Genomic DNA, 16,071 nt, shown 5'->3' on the forward strand with positions numbered 1-16,071 from the left:
TCTGCCCGCGATAAATTAGCAGAATTTTAACAAACCAACGCACACAAAACTATAAGTCGACCACATTTACCTTCGTAATAATCCGAAAAACGATAACTTTCGACTATTACTATGGTTTGAAGTCCAATGGCGCATTTTTAAATATTTCGTAAACAGCTTCTGAAGGTGGTTTCGGGAATTTAGCCTGTCGAGCTGCTGCAACAGCTGCCTGACAGAGTGCCGGATCTCCCCCCTCTGGCGTCACACTTTTCAGTGTGCCATCTGGTTCCATTTTAATGCGTAGCGTACAGGTTTTGCCTGCATACGAGGAAGCATCATAGAACCGGCTTTCGATAGCTGCCTTAATCTGGCTGCCATAGTTAGCGATATCTGCGCCAGAAGCACCGGCCGCCTTATTCTTGCCCTGCCCTGCTGGCGCGCTGGCTCCACCACCGCCTTTCGGCGCGTTTTTAGAGTTAGCCAAACCACCAAATAGGTCATCAACAGACTCAGACTCTTTTGCCGCGGCGGCGGCAGCGGCTTTCTTGTCAGCAGCCGCTTTTTTAGCAGCAGCGGCAGCTTCGGCTTTCTTCTCAGCGGCGGCATCAGCTTTCGCTTTTGCCGCAGCATCGGCCTTAGCCTGAGCAGCAGCTTCTGCTTTTTCTTTTGCTTCTGCGGCTGCGGCAGCTTTCGCGTCAGCAGCAGCTTGTTTCTTCGCGTCAGCTTCAGCCTGCTTTTTGGCCTCCGCTTCAGCTTGCTTCTTGGCGGCTGCCGCAGTGGCAGCGGCTTCTGCTTCAGCCTGTTTCTTCGCTTCGGCAGCCGCTTTCTTCTGCGCGTCAGCCTGAGCTTTGGCGACTTTATCAGCTTCGGCTTTCGCTTTGGCAGCGGCATCAGCCTGTTGCTTCGCGGCTTCGGCTTTCGCTTTGGCTGCAGCATCTGCGGCGGCCTTCTGCGCCTGCTCCTGAGCTTCTTTCTGTTGCTCGGCAGCAGCTTGCTTTTGTTGCTCAGCAGCCTGTTTTTGCTGCTCTTTGGCATCTTCCTGCGCCTGCTTAGCATCTTCCTGTGCTTGCAAACGCTCTTTCTCTAATTCTTTCAGTCGCTGCTGCTCTGCTGCCTGCTTCTGCTGAAGTTCCTCAGCCTGCTGCTCGGACTTTTTCTGACGGGATTGGGCAGCGCGTTGAGCATCGGCTTGTTGCTGCTGCTGGCGATTGTACTGATCAACCACCGCGCTTGGATCAACCATAACGGCTGAGATGTCACTCCCGCCGCCACCGCCACTCATGCTGGTATCTTCGTCCAGCGATCCCCAGATAAGCAGGGCAATTATGATGATATGCAGAACGACCGAAACAATAACGGCGCGTTTGAGCTTATCGTTTTGTTCAGTTGCAGTTGCCTTTACCAAAATAGATTTCCCAACACAGGATTGCCAAAAACCCGGATTTCTTCTGCACCAGTTATCGCTTTGCAGACGACTGTTTTATCAGGCCAAGAAAAGCCGGGTTTCCAATAAGTGTTACAAATTACCTATCGTTAAATAGGTTGTGTCATAAGTCCGACAGATTTCACGCCTGCCTGATGGAGCATGTTCAGCGCCTTGATGATTTCATCATAAGGAACATCTTTTGCACCGCCGATCAGGAAGACTGTCTTCGGATTGGCTTGGATACGGCTGGTTGCTTCCGCAATAACCTGCTGTTCCGGCAACTGCTCCATACGCTGATGATCCACCACGATGGTGTATTGACCAACACCGGAAACTTCAACAATGACCGGCGGGTTATCATCAGTAGATACCGTTTTAGAATCTGTCGCATCAGGAAGATCAACTTCCACGCTTTGCGTGATGATTGGCGCTGTAGCCATAAATATCAGCAGCAGTACCAACAGCACGTCGAGCAGCGGAACAATGTTAATCTCTGACTTTAATTCGCGACGATGGCGACCACGTACTCGAGCCATGCTATCCCCCTTTAGTTACTGCTTGTTTCGCGAGAGAAAGCCTGACGGTGCAGGATAGCCGTAAATTCTTCCATAAAGTTGTCGTAGTTTTGCTCGAGCTTGTTCACGCGCTGGTTCAATCGGTTGTAAGCCATAACTGCTGGAATTGCAGCGAAAAGACCGATTGCTGTAGCGATCAAGGCTTCGGCGATACCCGGCGCAACCATCTGTAAGGTGGCCTGCTTAACAGAACCCAAACCGATGAACGCATGCATGATCCCCCAAACAGTACCGAACAGACCAATGTATGGGCTGATAGAACCAACGGTGCCGAGGAAAGGAATGTGGGTTTCGAGGGTTTCCATTTCACGGTTGAAGGAGATACGCATGGCGCGAGAGGAGCCGTCGATGACCGACTCTGGCGCATGGCTGTTTGCACGGTGCAAACGAGCGAACTCTTTGAAACCTGAATGGAAAATTTGTTCGGCGCCAGTGAGAGTCTCACGACGGCCCTGGCTTTCCTGGTAAAGGCGTGAAAGCTCAATACCGGACCAGAATTTATCTTCAAACGCTTCTGCCTCACGCGTAGCAGCATTCAACACCTTAGTGCGCTGAATGATGATTGCCCAAGACGCGACAGAGAAGCACACCAGAATAAGCATGATCAGCTTAACCAGGATGCTGGCCTTTAAAAATAAATCAAGAATGTTCATGTCAGTCACTGCTTAAACTCCGCGACAAAAGACTTAGGAAGCGCTCTTGGCTTCTTTTGGTGTGGATCGATACATGCAATCAACACTTCTGCTGTACTCAGAAGGTTGCCACGTGCATCAAGAATTCGTTGTGCAAAGGTAAGTGAGGCCCCCCGGATAGACGTTATCTCACTTTGGACATCCAGCAAGTCATCAAGACAAGCAGGAGCCAAGTATTCGACCGTCATGCGGCGGACAGCAAAAGCGACGTGTTCATCCAACAACTGTTGCTGGTGAATATTGCGTTGGCGCAACATTTCTGTGCGAGCCCTTTCATAAAAGGCGATGTACTGGGCGTGATAGACCACCCCACCAGCGTCTGTGTCTTCGTAATAAACACGGACCGGCCATCGGAACAACGAATTACTCACTCTACATCCCGTAATGCAATTTGACGGGCCTACTATACGCAAGAGATTTCTTGATGGGAATGGGTTGCAAGTCAGGAACGAAAATAATTATGGGCCTGAATGGCCCATAGGAAAAGTAGTGTAAATATCTATCAATATTAGATAAACAAACTAGCTAAAAAAGTAAACCAGCCCCGCCAGCAGAATAATCATCGCCGGGAGTGGTGAAAAGAACGCTTTCCATACAGAGCGATGGGGACGGAATCCAAAGCCGTGAATTAGGCCTGTGCAAACGGCCCAAATCAGAATGATCCCATGCCAGACTTCCAGCTGACTGGTGGAAGAAGCGAATTCACCCGGTTGCCAAAATACGCATCCAGCTAATACGAGCGCCATCACTAATGAAAGGGCCCGCAAGGGGCCCTTGTCAGTCACGGCATAAACTCTATCCGCGAGCGCGCTCATTATTCGCGCTCTTTCGCCGCAGCGGCTTTATTCTCTTCACTGTGCTCGAAAGCCAGTGCGGTAATAATGCCGAATGAGCACGCTAACAGAGTCCCGAGGATCCACGCAAAATACCACATAGTGTTATCTCCCGTTCAGTTGAACGATTAATACAAAGAGTGTTTGTTGTTTTCGATGTAAGTTTTGTCGAGACGACCAAACATCTTGTAATACGCCCAACTGGTGTAGATCAGAATGATCGGCACGAAGATACAGGCCACCACGGTCATCACTTTCAAGGTCAGCAATGTCGAGGTTGCATCCCACATGGTCAGGCTGGCGTCAGGGTTAGTGATCGACGGCATGACGAACGGGAACATGGTGATCCCAGCAGTCAAAATAACGCAAGCGATGGTCAGTGAGTTACTGACGAAAGCCAGTGCGCCTTTATTAATGCGTGAGAACAGGATGGTGAACAGTGGCAAGATAACGCCCAGTGCCGGAATAGCCCACAGGCTCGGCATATTGTTGAAGTTCACCAACCATGCACCAGCTTGATGTGCGACGGTTTTATGCAGTGGGTTCGATGGACCTGCGTGATCCAGCGTCGACGTCACCAGATAGCCATCAATCCCTTTCACCAGCCACACGCCCGCTAACAGGAAGCACACCATCATCACCAAGGCTGAGATCTGCGATGCCGTGCGAGTGCGTAAATGCAGCTCGCCGGTGGTACGCATTTGCAGGTAGGTCGCGCCCTGAGTGATGAGCATGGTCAGGCTCACGATACCCGCCAACAGGCCAAACGGATTCAGCAACTCGAACAGGCTGCCGGTGTAGAACAGGCGCAAGTCATTGTCGATGTGGAATGGCACGCCCAACAGCAGGTTGCCGAACGCCACGCCGAACACCAATGCAGGCACGAAGCTACCGATGAAGATGCCCCAGTCCCACATGCCACGCCAGCGCGCGTTTTCCAGCTTCGAACGGTAGTCGAAACCTAATGGGCGGAAGAACAAGGCGCAGAGCACCAGGATCATCGCGCCATAGAAGCCGGAGAAGGCGGCGGCATAGACCATTGGCCATGCGGCGAACAGCGCACCGCCCGCCGTGATCAGCCAGACTTGGTTGCCGTCCCAGTGCGGAGCAATGGAGTTGATCATCACACGGCGGTCAGTGTCGGTTTTGCCAATAATGCGCAGCAAGATGCCCACGCCCATGTCGAAACCGTCGGTCACGGCGAAGCCAATGAACAGCACGCCGATCAATGCCCACCAGATGAATCGTAATACTTCATAATCAAACATAGCTAGACTCCCTATTACCGAGCTTGTTCAAGCGGTGCTGAAGGTTGTTCAAAGTGGTAGCGGCCAGTTTTCAGGCTGCTTGGCCCCAGACGGGCGAATTTGAACATCAGGAACATCTCAGCGATAAGGAACAAGGTGTACAGACCGCAAATCAGCCCCATCGACATCAACACGTCAGCGCGAGTCAGGGAAGAGTTAGCGATAGCCGTCGGTAAGACTTCACCGATAGCCCAAGGCTGGCGGCCATATTCGGCAACAAACCACCCTGCTTCGACGGCGATCCACGGCAGCGGTAAGCCCCACAGCGCCGCGCGGTGCAGCCAACGCTTCTGACCAATCTTGCCGCGAAGTACCATGAAGAACGACAGACCGATGATGGCCAGCATCAGGAAGCCACAGGCCACCATGATACGGAATGCGAAGTACAGCGGCAGAACGCGAGGAATGGAATCTTTGGTCGCCTGCTGGATTTGTGCTTCGGTGGCATCCGCCACGTTCGGCGTATAGCGTTTTAGCAGCATGCCGTAGCCGAGATCCTGCTTAGTTCTCTCGAAGGCGCTACGCACGGTTGGGTCGGTATTGCCTGAGCGCAACTCTTCCAGCAGCGTGTACGCCTTCATCCCGTTACGAATGCGCACTTCATGCTGCGCCATCAGGTCTTTCAGACCCGTCACTGGCGTATCGACGGAGCGCGTGGCAATCAGGCCGAGCAGGTAAGGAATTTGGATGGAGTATTCGTTTTCCATCTTGTCCTGATTTGGCAAGCCAATCAGCGTGAAGTTGGCCGGTGCAGGTTGGGTGTCCCACTCTGCTTCGATAGCCGCCAGCTTGGTTTTCTGCACGTCCCCCATTTCGTAACCGGATTCATCACCCAGCACGATAACGGAGAGCGTGGCAGCCAGACCGAAGCTTGCTGCGATGGCGAATGAACGCTTAGCGAAGCCTACGTCACGACCTTTCAACAGGTAGTAAGAGCTGATAGCCAGAATGAACATCGCACCTGTGACATAACCTGCCGCCACGGTGTGAACGAATTTAACCTGTGCAACCGGGTTTAAGACCAGCTCGGAGAAGCTGACCATTTCCATACGCATGGTTTCGTAGTTGAAGTCCGAGGCAATCGGGTTTTGCATCCAGCCGTTGGCAACCAGAATCCAGAGTGCGGATAAGTTTGAGCCGAGCGCGACAAACCAGGTTACCGTCATGTGCTGGACTTTCGATAAACGGTCCCAGCCGAAGAAGAATAACCCGACTAACGTGGATTCGAGGAAGAACGCCATTAAACCTTCGATGGCCAGCGGGGCCCCAAAGATATCACCGACGTAATGTGAGAAATATGACCAGTTGGTTCCGAACTGGAATTCCATGGTCAAACCCGTGGCCACACCCAGAGCAAAGTTAACTGCAAATAACTTGCCCCAGAATTTGGTCATATCTTTATAGATTTGTTTGCCGGAAAGTACATATACCGTTTCCATAATTGCCAGTAAAAACGCCATACCTAGCGTTAATGGGACAAATAAGAAATGGTACATGGCAGTTAAAGCAAACTGTAAACGCGACAGTTCAACGATATCAAACATCTTGACCCCTTGCTCCTCGGAGGAAGACTCCAACTTGCGACTCTCTGACGAACCGATTGCCGGAACGCCTCATGACTTCCAATTTCAAAACCTGCCAAACAAGTAAAACTGTCAAATACGCCACTGATAACTGTAGCGTTTGACGCCCAATCTCACCGCATGCGTAGGCAAAAACTCTGCAAAAAAGGCCGCAGCGCTAAGGGATGTGAAGATTGGAAAAGTTAGCAACCTAGATCTGTTCTTGGGTACTGATGCTACAGGTTGACAATGTTACGCCACTAATCCCACACAATAAATAGGTTTTTGCGTGAGCTAAATCGTATTTCCATTTACAGGTCAATTAATGGCTGAAACATCAGGATCCCCTGATATTGATCTGCAACAATTTAAGCCTATCTGGCTATTTATTTCTATATTGTTCTTAGGCTTTCTACAAAAAATCTTAGACATTGTTAATTATTGGTTTCATTCGGTTTTATTGAAAGCCAATGGGTTAATTATTTGTGAATTTATGGTGAAACAAATATCATTTCCGCCACATTATAAATTCAATTACGCCTATTTATTTTCGAATTAACCCAGCGCTTAATTGTTAAAAACAATCATCTAAATGGATAATTGTTAAATATTATAGCAGCAATAAAAAAGGCCACTCGAAAGTGGCCTTAATTTAAATAATAACGCGAAGTTATTTAGTTTGGCAGAACCGCTTTTACTGCGTCGCCGATGTCAGCCAGGCTGCGAACAGTCTTCACGCCAGCGGCTTCCAATGCAGCAAATTTATCGTCAGCAGTACCTTTACCACCGGCAATGATGGCGCCTGCGTGGCCCATGCGCTTGCCTTTAGGTGCCGTCACGCCCGCGATGTAGCCCACAACAGGCTTGGTCACGTGATCTTTGATGTAAGCAGCTGCTTCTTCTTCTGCGTTACCACCGATCTCACCGATCATGACGATAACTTCAGTCTGTGGATCTTCCTGGAACAGTTTCAGGATATCGATGAAGTTAGAGCCAGGTATCGGGTCACCGCCGATACCCACGCAGCTTGACTGGCCGTAGCCGTTGTCAGTGGTCTGCTTAACGGCTTCATAAGTCAGGGTACCAGAGCGGGAAACGATGCCCACTTTGCCCGGCTTGTGAATGTGGCCCGGCATGATGCCGATTTTGCATTCGCCCGGCGTGATAACGCCCGGACAGTTTGGCCCGATCATTACCACGTCAGTTTGCTCGAGCTTAGCTTTCACAATCAGCATATCCAGCGTTGGGATGCCTTCAGTGATACAGATGATGAGCTTAATGCCTGCATCGATAGCTTCCAGGATGGAATCTTTGCAGAACGGAGCTGGAACGTAGATCACAGAAGCCGTAGCGCCTGTAGATTCCACGGCTTCGCGTACAGTGTTGAACACTGGCAGACCCAGATGCTCGGTGCCGCCTTTGCCTGGCGTTACGCCGCCAACCATTTTGGTGCCGTAAGCAACCGCTTGTTCAGAGTGGAAAGTACCCTGGCTGCCGGTGAAGCCTTGGCAGATAACTTTGGTGTTTTTGTTGATTAAAATCGACATTATTTCCCCTCCACTGCCGCGACGACTTGTTGAGCCGCATTGGTCAGGCTGGTCGCTGCAATGATGTTCAAACCGCTGTCCGCCAATTTCTTAGCGCCCAGCTCGGCATTGTTACCTTCAAGACGTACCACGACTGGCACGTTGACGCCCACTTCTGCGACTGCGCCGATGATACCGTCGGCAATCAGGTCACAGCGCACGATGCCGCCGAAGATGTTAACGAATACCGCTTTAACTTTTTCATCAGACAAGATGATTTTGAACGCTTCAGTTACGCGCTCTTTGGTTGCGCCGCCGCCTACGTCGAGGAAGTTAGCTGGCTCGCCGCCGTGCAGTTTAACGATGTCCATAGTCCCCATCGCCAGACCCGCGCCGTTAACCATGCAACCGATGTTGCCGTCGAGAGCAACGTAGTTCAGTTCCCACTGAGCAGCCTGAGATTCACGGGCATCTTCTTGGCTGTGGTCGCGCATTTCACGCAATTCTGGCTGACGGAACAGTGCGTTGCCGTCTGCGCCCAGCTTGCCGTCGAGGCAGATCAGGTCACCAGCAGTGGTCACAACCAGTGGGTTGATTTCGATCAGCGCCAGGTCGCGCTCAAGGAAGATAGTCGCCAGACCCATGAAGATCTTAGTGAACTGCTGAACTTGCTTACCGGTCAGACCCAGTTTGAACGCCAGTTCACGGCCTTGGTAAGGCTGTGGACCTGCCAGTGGATCCAGAGCAACTTTGTGGATCAAGTGTGGCGTTTCTTCTGCCACTTTCTCGATTTCCACGCCGCCTTCGGTAGAAGCCATGAACACCACGCGACGGGAGCTACGGTCTACTACTGCGCCGAGATACAGCTCTTTGTCGATATCAGTCGCTGCTTCAACCAGAATCTGGTTTACCGGCTGACCCTGTGCGTCTGTCTGGTAAGTAACCAGGCGTTTGCCCAGCCAGTTTTCAGCAAAAGCGCGGATCTCTTCTTTGCTTTTAACCACTTTCACGCCGCCCGCTTTACCGCGGCCGCCAGCGTGAACCTGGCATTTAACTACCCACGGGCCAGCACCGATTTTTGATGCTGCTTCTTCCGCTTCGCGCGGAGTGGAACAGGCGAAGCCTGATGGTGCTGGCAGGCCGTAGCGTAGGAACAGCTGTTTCGCCTGATACTCGTGTAAATTCATGATGTTCTATCCATTCAGTAGTAAGGCATCTCTATGGCACGGCGCACCGCGCCATAGACTTTTCGATCTCTTTTCTTGACCCGCTTGGACTAGACGTCCAGCAGCAGACGAGCCGGATCTTCCAGCATTTCTTTGATGGTCACCAGGAAGCCTACTGACTCGCGGCCGTCAACCAGACGGTGGTCATAGGACAGCGCCAGATACATCATTGGCTGAATAACAACCTGACCATTCACCGCCATTGGGCGATCTTTAATGGCGTGCATGCCAAGGATCGCGCTCTGCGGTGGGTTGATGATTGGTGTAGACATCAGCGAGCCGAATACGCCGCCGTTGGTCACTGTGAAGTTACCGCCGGTCAGTTCTTCTACTTTCAGCTTACCGTCGCGACCTTTGATGGCCAGCTCTTTGATTTGCTTCTCGATGTCAGCCATACCCAGCGTGTCAACGTCGCGCAGCACTGGCGTTACCAGACCGCGTGGGGTTGAAACGGCAATGCTCACGTCGAAGTAGTTGTGGTAAACCACGTCATCGCCATCGATAGAAGCGTTAACTTCTGGGAAGCGTTTCAGTGCTTCAACCACGGCTTTCAGGTAGAAAGACATGAAGCCCAGACGCACGCCGTGACGTTTCTCGAACGCTTCGCCGTACTGCTTACGCATGTCCATGATTGGCTTCATGTTGATTTCGTTGAACGTGGTCAACATGGCGGTGCTGTTTTTCGCTTCCAACAGACGCTCGGCAACGCGTTTGCGCAGACGAGTCATAGGAACGCGTTTTTCGCTACGCGCGCCGATCGCCGGAGCAGCCGCAGTTTCAGCTTTCGCCGGCGCCGCGTCAGACTTAGCGTCTTTGCCAGACTTAGCCAAGTGCGCTTCGATATCTTCGCGAGTCAGACGACCACCCACACCGCTGCCTTTGATAGCGCTGGCGTCAAGGGAGTGCTCAGCAATCAGGCGGCGAATAGCCGGGCTGAGTGCATCGCTGCTTTCGTCATCCAGTGCCGCAGTGTGGCGCTGTGAAGGCGTCGATTCTTTATCAGACGCTTTCTCCTGGCTTGGTTTGCCGGTGCTGTTGCCCGGACGCAGGCGCGCCAGAATCTGTTTAGAAACAACGGTTGCACCTTCGTCTTCGAGGATGCTGTCCAGAATACCGGCTTCACTTGCTGGCACTTCCAGAACCACTTTGTCAGTTTCGATTTCAACCAGAACTTCATCGCGTTCTACACTGTCGCCCGGCTTTTTGTGCCAGGTGGCAACCGTGGCGTCTGCTACGGATTCAGGGAGGTCAGGGACCAAAATATCTACGCTACTCATTCTCAATCCTTCTAAAATTCGTTAATTAACGTTTAACGCGTCATTGACCAGATCTTGCTGCTGCTTCTGGTGAACGGACATATAGCCAACTGCCGGAGAGGCAGACGCCGGACGTCCTGCGTAACGTAAAGAAGCCCCGAAAGGAATCACTTCACGGAAATTGTGTTGGCTGCAGTACCAGGCACCCTGGTTCAGCGGCTCTTCCTGACACCAAACGAAATCATGAACGTGTGAGAATTTCTCAAGCACTTCCTGAATTGCTTTGTGCGGGAATGGATACAGCTGCTCGATACGAACGATGGCGACATCAGTTTGCTCGTTCTTACGACGTTGCTCCAACAGGTCATAGTAGACCTTACCGGAACACATCACGACGCGCTTAACTTGCTTCGGATCCAGCTCGTCAATCTCACCGATTGCCGGCAGGAAGCTACCGTTTGCCAGCTCATCCATGGTCGAAACGGCCAGAGGATGACGCAGCAGAGATTTAGGCGACATCACCACCAGCGGACGGCGCATACCGCGCAGCGCCTGACGGCGGATCATGTGGTAAACCTGCGCCGGGGTCGACGGGATACAAACCTGCATGTTCTGCTCAGCGCAGAGTTGCAGATAACGCTCCAGACGTGCGGATGAGTGCTCTGGACCCTGCCCTTCGTAGCCGTGTGGCAGCAGCATCACCAGACCACACATGCGGCCCCACTTCTGCTCACCGGAACTGATGAACTGGTCGATAACCACCTGAGCACCGTTGGCGAAGTCACCGAACTGCGCTTCCCAGATAGTCAGGGTGCGCGGCTCAGCCGTGGCGTAGCCATATTCGAATGCCAGAACCGCTTCTTCAGACAGCACGGAGTCCCAGACGTTGAACTCGCCCTGGCTGTTATGAATGTTAGACAGCGGCACGTAGACAGAACCGTTTTTCTGGTTGTGAACAACAGCATGGCGGTGGAAGAAGGTGCCACGGCCGGTATCTTCACCGGAAATACGGATAGGAATACCTTCGTCGACCAATGTTGCGTAAGCCAGGTTCTCGGCGCCGCCCCAGTCAAACTTCTTGTTGCCTTCGGCCATTTCAATACGGTCGGCGTAGATTTTCGCCACGCGAGCCTGCATTTCAATCGCTTCTGGCACATGGCTGACGCGGCGAGCAAGTTCTTGCAGACGCTTAGGATCAACCTTGCTCGGGTACTCTTCATCCCACTCGTGGTTCAGGTACGGAGACCAGGTGAAAGTGTGCATGTCATTTTGACGCCACTCTTCAACCACGCAGTCGCCCGCGTCCAGCGCGTCACGGTAGAGATTAACCATTTCGGTCGCATCTTCCGCACTGGCGACATTCTGCTCAGCCAGAATATCGGCATACAGTTTGCGCGGCGTAGGATGTTTTTTGATTTTCTGGTACATCAGCGGCTGAGTTGCACTTGGCTCATCGGCTTCGTTGTGGCCATGACGGCGATAACAAACGAGGTCGATCATCACATCACGTTTAAAGGTGTTGCGGAAATCCAGTGCCAGACGCGTCACAAAAGCCACGGCTTCCGGGTCATCTGCGTTGACGTGGAAAATAGGTGCCTGCACCATTTTCGCGATGTCAGTACAGTAATCAGTAGAACGCGCGTCTTTCGGGTTAGAGGTGGTGAAACCAACTTGGTTGTTGATAACGATACGCACGGTACCGCCCACTTCATAACCGCGAGCCAGTGACATGTTCAGGGTTTCCTGAACGACGCCTTGGCCAGTGATAGCAGCGTCACCGTGAATGGTGATTGGCAGAACCATGTTACTGCGCGCTTCGTCCAGACGGTCACGACGGGCTCGAACAGAACCAATAACCACCGGGCTAACGATTTCCAGATGCGACGGGTTAAACGCCAGCGCCAGATGAACCATGCCGCCTTCGGTTTCCACGTCGGAGGAGAAGCCCATGTGGTACTTAACGTCACCTGTGCCCAGATGTTCTTTATGCTTACCAGCAAACTCGTCGAACAGGTCCTGAGGTTTTTTACCCAGCACGTTGATCAGCACGTTCAAACGACCGCGGTGTGCCATACCCAGCACCACTTCACGCGTACCGTTTTTACCGGCGTGACGAATCATCTCTTTCAGCATCGGAACCAGCGCGTCGCCACCTTCCAGCGAGAAGCGTTTTGCTCCCGGGAATTTAGCGCCGAGGTAACGTTCCAGACCTTCAGCAGAGGTCAGCTCTTTCAGGAAGGTTTTCTTCTCTGAATCGCTGAAGTTAGCGCGCCCTACCACGGATTCGATGCGCTGTTGGATCCAGCGTTTCTCTTCAGTGTTAGTGATGTGCATGTACTCAGCGCCGATAGAGCCGCAATAGGTTTGCTTCAGTGCTTTGTACAGCTCGCCGAGCTGCATGGTTTCTTTACCAATGGCAAAAGAACCTACATTGAAGGTTTCCTGGAAATCAGCTTCAGTCAGATTGTGGAAAGCCGGATCCAAATCAGGCACGTCGTCAAGTTTCCACAAGCCGAGAGGATCAAGATTTGCATTCTGGTGGCCGCGGAAGCGGAAGGCGTTAATCAGCTGCAACACTTTAACTTGCTTGGCATCCGTTTCCGGATCGCTGATAGCGGAGTTATAGCGAGAAGCGTCTTTTGCCAGACGTCGGAAATAATCGCGTGTTTGAGAATGGAGTTGCTCTGGTTTGACACCCACTGTCGGAAGCTGTTTAAAAATTGAACGCCAGCTATCGTCAACGGAACCAGGATCGGTTAAGTAGTCTTCATAGAGTTGTTCTATGTAAGACTGGTTTGCACCCGCCAGATAGGAGGAATCCAGCCAGGCCTTCATTGCGCCGTTCTGCATCGTGATCCCTTAAGCATTGAAGCTTTAGTTTTCGCCGTGGTTAATAATATTGACCGTGATACACCGTGGTAAGACGGTTTTCCATACATATTCAGTTCATTGGTCTGGAGCCTGCGGCTCTGTCAAGGAACCTCCAAAAATCAACTTGCTGCCTCGTGTTGCATGTTGGCTTTTGGCGCTACCCTGCGTTATCCGACCTTATTATTTTCTCCTGTTCTTATACTACTCCAATCGGGGGCAACTTTGTTGCACCTTGTTGCGAATATGTTACCAATAACTCACTTAATGTTAGCGGGAACCTGAGTTCCCGCTATTGAACATCATCTTACTGACTCAGGCACCGCGCTGAAGCAGCATCGATTTGATGTGACCGATAGCCTTGGTAGGGTTTAGGCCTTTAGGACACACGCTGACACAGTTCATGATGCTGTGGCACCGGAATACACTGAAAGCGTCGTCCAGATTATCCAGACGAGATTGAGTTTCTGTGTCACGGCTGTCGATCAGGAAGCGATAAGCCGCCAGCAAACCGGCCGGACCAACGAATTTGTCCGGGTTCCACCAGAACGACGGGCAAGAAGTCGAACAGCAGGCGCAGAGAATACATTCGTACAATCCGTCCAGCTTTTCGCGCTCTTCCGGCATCTGCAAGTGCTCGCGCGCCGGGGGATTCTTCCCATCATTCAACAGGTAAGGTTTGATTTTCTCATACTGCTTATAGAACTGCCCCATGTCCACAACCAAGTCACGCACCACTGGCAGACCCGGCAGAGGACGGATAACAATCTTCTTACTGCCTTTCTGTAAAGCCGAAACTGGCGTGATACAAGCCAGACCGTTTTTACCGTTCATGTTAATACCGTCTGAGCCACACACGCCCTCACGGCAGGAGCGACGGAAAGAGAGGGTTGGATCCTGCTCTTTCAGCTGGATTAACGCGTCCAGCACCATCATGTCGCGCCCTTCTTCCGCTTCCAGTACGTAATCTTTCATGTACGGCGCGTCGTCAACATCTGGGTTATAGCGATAAATCGAAAATTCGAGTTTCATAATCTGTCTCCGCAACGCCCTAGTAAGTACGCGCTTTCGGCGGGAACGCCGCGCGAAGCTTAGGCTGCATGTTCACCTCACGGCGAGTCATGCTCTCAGTTTCCGGTTGATAAAGCGTGTGGCAGAGCCAGTTAGCATCATCACGATCTGGGAAGTCGAAGCGGCTGTGCGCGCCACGGCTTTCAGTACGGTAGTTCGCAGAAACGGCGGTGGAGAATGCGGTTTCCATCAGGTTATCCAGCTCCAGACATTCAACGCGCTGGGTGTTGAATTCTGTTGAAGTGTCATCCAGACGGGCATTTTTCAGACGCTCACGGATCTCTTTCAGCTCTTGCAGACCTTTCGCCATCGCATCGCCTTCGCGGAATACCGAGAAGTTGTGCTGCATACAGGATTGCAGGTCTTTACGAATCGCCACCGGATCTTCACCGGAACGGGTGTTGTTCCAACGGTTCAGACGCTCAAGGGCGTGGTCGATATCATCTTGCGATGCATCGCGGCTGTCGCCCTGCTCGTTGATGGATTCTTGCAGATGCAGACCCGCCGCGCGGCCGAAGACCACCAGGTCGAGCAGTGAGTTCCCCCCGAGACGGTTAGCACCGTGAACGGATACGCAGGCAATTTCGCCTACTGCGAACAGACCTGGGATCACCACGTCTTCGCCTTTCTCATTCACGCGCAGCGCCTGACCGGTCACCTTGGTCGGAATGCCGCCCATCATGTAGTGACAGGTTGGGATAACCGGGATTGGCTCTTTGACTGGGTCAACGTGAGCAAAGGTACGAGACAGCTCAAGGATGCCCGGCAGGCGTGATTCCAGAACGTCTTTGCCCAAGTGGTCAAGTTTCAGCTTGGCGTGTGGGCCCCAAGGACCGTCACAGCCACGGCCTTCGCGGATTTCGATCATGATGGAACGCGCCACCACGTCACGACCCGCCAGGTCTTTAGCATTAGGTGCGTAACGCTCCATGAAGCGCTCGCCGTCTTTGTTCAGCAGGTAACCACCTTCACCACGGCAACCTTCGGTCACCAGCACGCCCGCGCCCGCAATACCCGTCGGGTGGAACTGCCACATTTCCATATCCTGCACTGGAACGCCTGCACGCAGTGCCATACCTACGCCGTCGCCGGTGTTGATATGTGCGTTAGTGGTGGATTGATAAATACGGCCTGCACCGCCGGTCGCCAGCACGGTGGCTTTTGCTTTGAAGTAAACAACTTCGCCGGTTTCAATACAGATGGCAGTACAACCGACTACCGCGCCGTCTTGGTTTTTCACTAAATCCAGTGAATACCATTCGGAGAAGATAGTGGTGCCGTTTTTCAGGTTCTGCTGATAAAGGGTGTGCAACAGGGCGTGACCTGTACGGTCAGCCGCTGCCGCAGTACGTGCCGCCTGCTCGCCGCCGAAGTTCTTCGACTGGCCACCAAACGGACGCTGATAAATTCGGCCGTCGTCAAGACGGGAGAAAGGCAGACCCATATGTTCCAGCTCGAGAATCGCTTCCGGGCCGGTTTTACACATATATTCAATCGCGTCCTGGTCACCGATATAGTCGGAGCCTTTCACGGTATCGTACATATGCCATTCCCAGTCATCCTCATGGGTGTTACCGAGGGCTACGGTGATACCGCCCTGCGCTGACACCGTATGGGAGCGGGTTGGGAATACTTTAGAAATCAGGGCGCAAGTTTGGCCCGTTTGTGAAATCTGTAATGCGGCACGCATACCGGCGCCACCTGCACCGATAACGACAGCATCAAACTCTCTGACTGGCAGACTCATTGA

14 protein-coding genes are annotated in these 16,071 nt (G+C 52.3%); all 14 read right to left on the minus strand.

All coding sequences use genetic code 11. The features are described from left to right. Positions 1-109 precede the first annotated feature (109 nt). The 14 genes from tolA to sdhA all read right to left on the minus strand — a co-directional run bounded on the left by tolA (position 110) and on the right by sdhA (position 16,068). Positions 110-1,384 carry a cell envelope integrity protein TolA gene (tolA, locus tag ACT3RT_RS08435; RefSeq protein WP_496202810.1) on the minus strand — a complete coding sequence of 425 codons (1,275 nt, stop codon included), beginning with the start codon at positions 1,382-1,384 and terminating at the stop codon, positions 110-112. Positions 1,385-1,512: 128 nt separating this feature from the next. Next, positions 1,513-1,941: a colicin uptake protein TolR gene (tolR, locus tag ACT3RT_RS08440; protein WP_034788505.1), complete on the minus strand. Its 429-nt coding sequence runs from the start codon at positions 1,939-1,941 to the stop codon at positions 1,513-1,515. Between the two features lie 11 nt (positions 1,942-1,952). Beyond that, positions 1,953-2,642: a Tol-Pal system protein TolQ gene (gene tolQ / locus ACT3RT_RS08445; protein WP_034788502.1), complete on the minus strand. Its 690-nt coding sequence runs from the start codon at positions 2,640-2,642 to the stop codon at positions 1,953-1,955. Beyond that, positions 2,639-3,043: a tol-pal system-associated acyl-CoA thioesterase gene (ybgC, locus tag ACT3RT_RS08450; protein ID WP_034788497.1), complete on the minus strand. Its 405-nt coding sequence runs from the start codon at positions 3,041-3,043 to the stop codon at positions 2,639-2,641. The genes tolQ and ybgC overlap by 4 nt, the downstream gene beginning before the upstream one ends. Positions 3,044-3,193: 150 nt before the next feature. Further along, entirely contained in the window at positions 3,194-3,487 is a 294-nt protein-coding gene (ybgE, locus tag ACT3RT_RS08455; protein WP_353501369.1) for a cyd operon protein YbgE, read from the minus strand. Further along, the gene (gene cydX, locus ACT3RT_RS08460) at positions 3,487-3,606 is read right to left on the minus strand and encodes a cytochrome bd-I oxidase subunit CydX (protein ID WP_072009860.1); all 120 of its coding nucleotides are present in this window, start codon (positions 3,604-3,606) and stop codon (positions 3,487-3,489) included. Before cydX ends, ybgE begins: the two co-directional genes overlap by 1 nt. 27 nt (positions 3,607-3,633) lie before the next feature. Further along, entirely contained in the window at positions 3,634-4,773 is a 1,140-nt protein-coding gene (cydB, locus tag ACT3RT_RS08465; RefSeq protein ID WP_353501368.1) for a cytochrome d ubiquinol oxidase subunit II, read from the minus strand. A 14-nt stretch (positions 4,774-4,787) separates the two neighbouring features. Further along, the gene (gene cydA, locus ACT3RT_RS08470; RefSeq protein WP_496202811.1) at positions 4,788-6,356 is read right to left on the minus strand and encodes a cytochrome ubiquinol oxidase subunit I; all 1,569 of its coding nucleotides are present in this window, start codon (positions 6,354-6,356) and stop codon (positions 4,788-4,790) included. Between the two features lie 692 nt (positions 6,357-7,048). Continuing rightward, a complete protein-coding gene (gene sucD, locus ACT3RT_RS08475) occupies positions 7,049-7,921 on the minus strand; it encodes a succinate--CoA ligase subunit alpha (RefSeq protein ID WP_034788481.1) in 873 nt (290 codons plus the stop codon). Then, on the minus strand, positions 7,921-9,087 hold the full coding sequence (gene sucC, locus ACT3RT_RS08480) for an ADP-forming succinate--CoA ligase subunit beta (protein WP_034788478.1): 1,167 nt from the start codon (positions 9,085-9,087) through the stop codon (positions 7,921-7,923). Before sucC ends, sucD begins: the two co-directional genes overlap by 1 nt. Positions 9,088-9,176: 89 nt before the next feature. Next, complete coding sequence (gene odhB / locus ACT3RT_RS08485) at positions 9,177-10,403, minus strand: 2-oxoglutarate dehydrogenase complex dihydrolipoyllysine-residue succinyltransferase (RefSeq protein WP_034788475.1); 1,227 nt, start codon at positions 10,401-10,403, stop codon at positions 9,177-9,179. Positions 10,404-10,424: 21 nt separating this feature from the next. Continuing rightward, a complete protein-coding gene (gene sucA / locus ACT3RT_RS08490; RefSeq protein WP_353501367.1) occupies positions 10,425-13,232 on the minus strand; it encodes a 2-oxoglutarate dehydrogenase E1 component in 2,808 nt (935 codons plus the stop codon). A 333-nt stretch (positions 13,233-13,565) separates the two neighbouring features. Next, positions 13,566-14,282 (minus strand): succinate dehydrogenase iron-sulfur subunit, encoded by a 717-nt coding sequence (locus tag ACT3RT_RS08495; RefSeq protein WP_034788470.1) that lies wholly within the window; start codon positions 14,280-14,282, stop codon positions 13,566-13,568. A gap of 19 nt (positions 14,283-14,301) precedes the next feature. Then, positions 14,302-16,068: a succinate dehydrogenase flavoprotein subunit gene (gene sdhA, locus ACT3RT_RS08500; protein WP_034788466.1), complete on the minus strand. Its 1,767-nt coding sequence runs from the start codon at positions 16,066-16,068 to the stop codon at positions 14,302-14,304. Positions 16,069-16,071 lie beyond the last annotated feature (3 nt).

This window comes from Ewingella sp. AOP9-I1-14 (genome assembly GCF_052375995.1).
GTDB lineage: Bacteria > Pseudomonadota > Gammaproteobacteria > Enterobacterales > Enterobacteriaceae > Ewingella > Ewingella allii.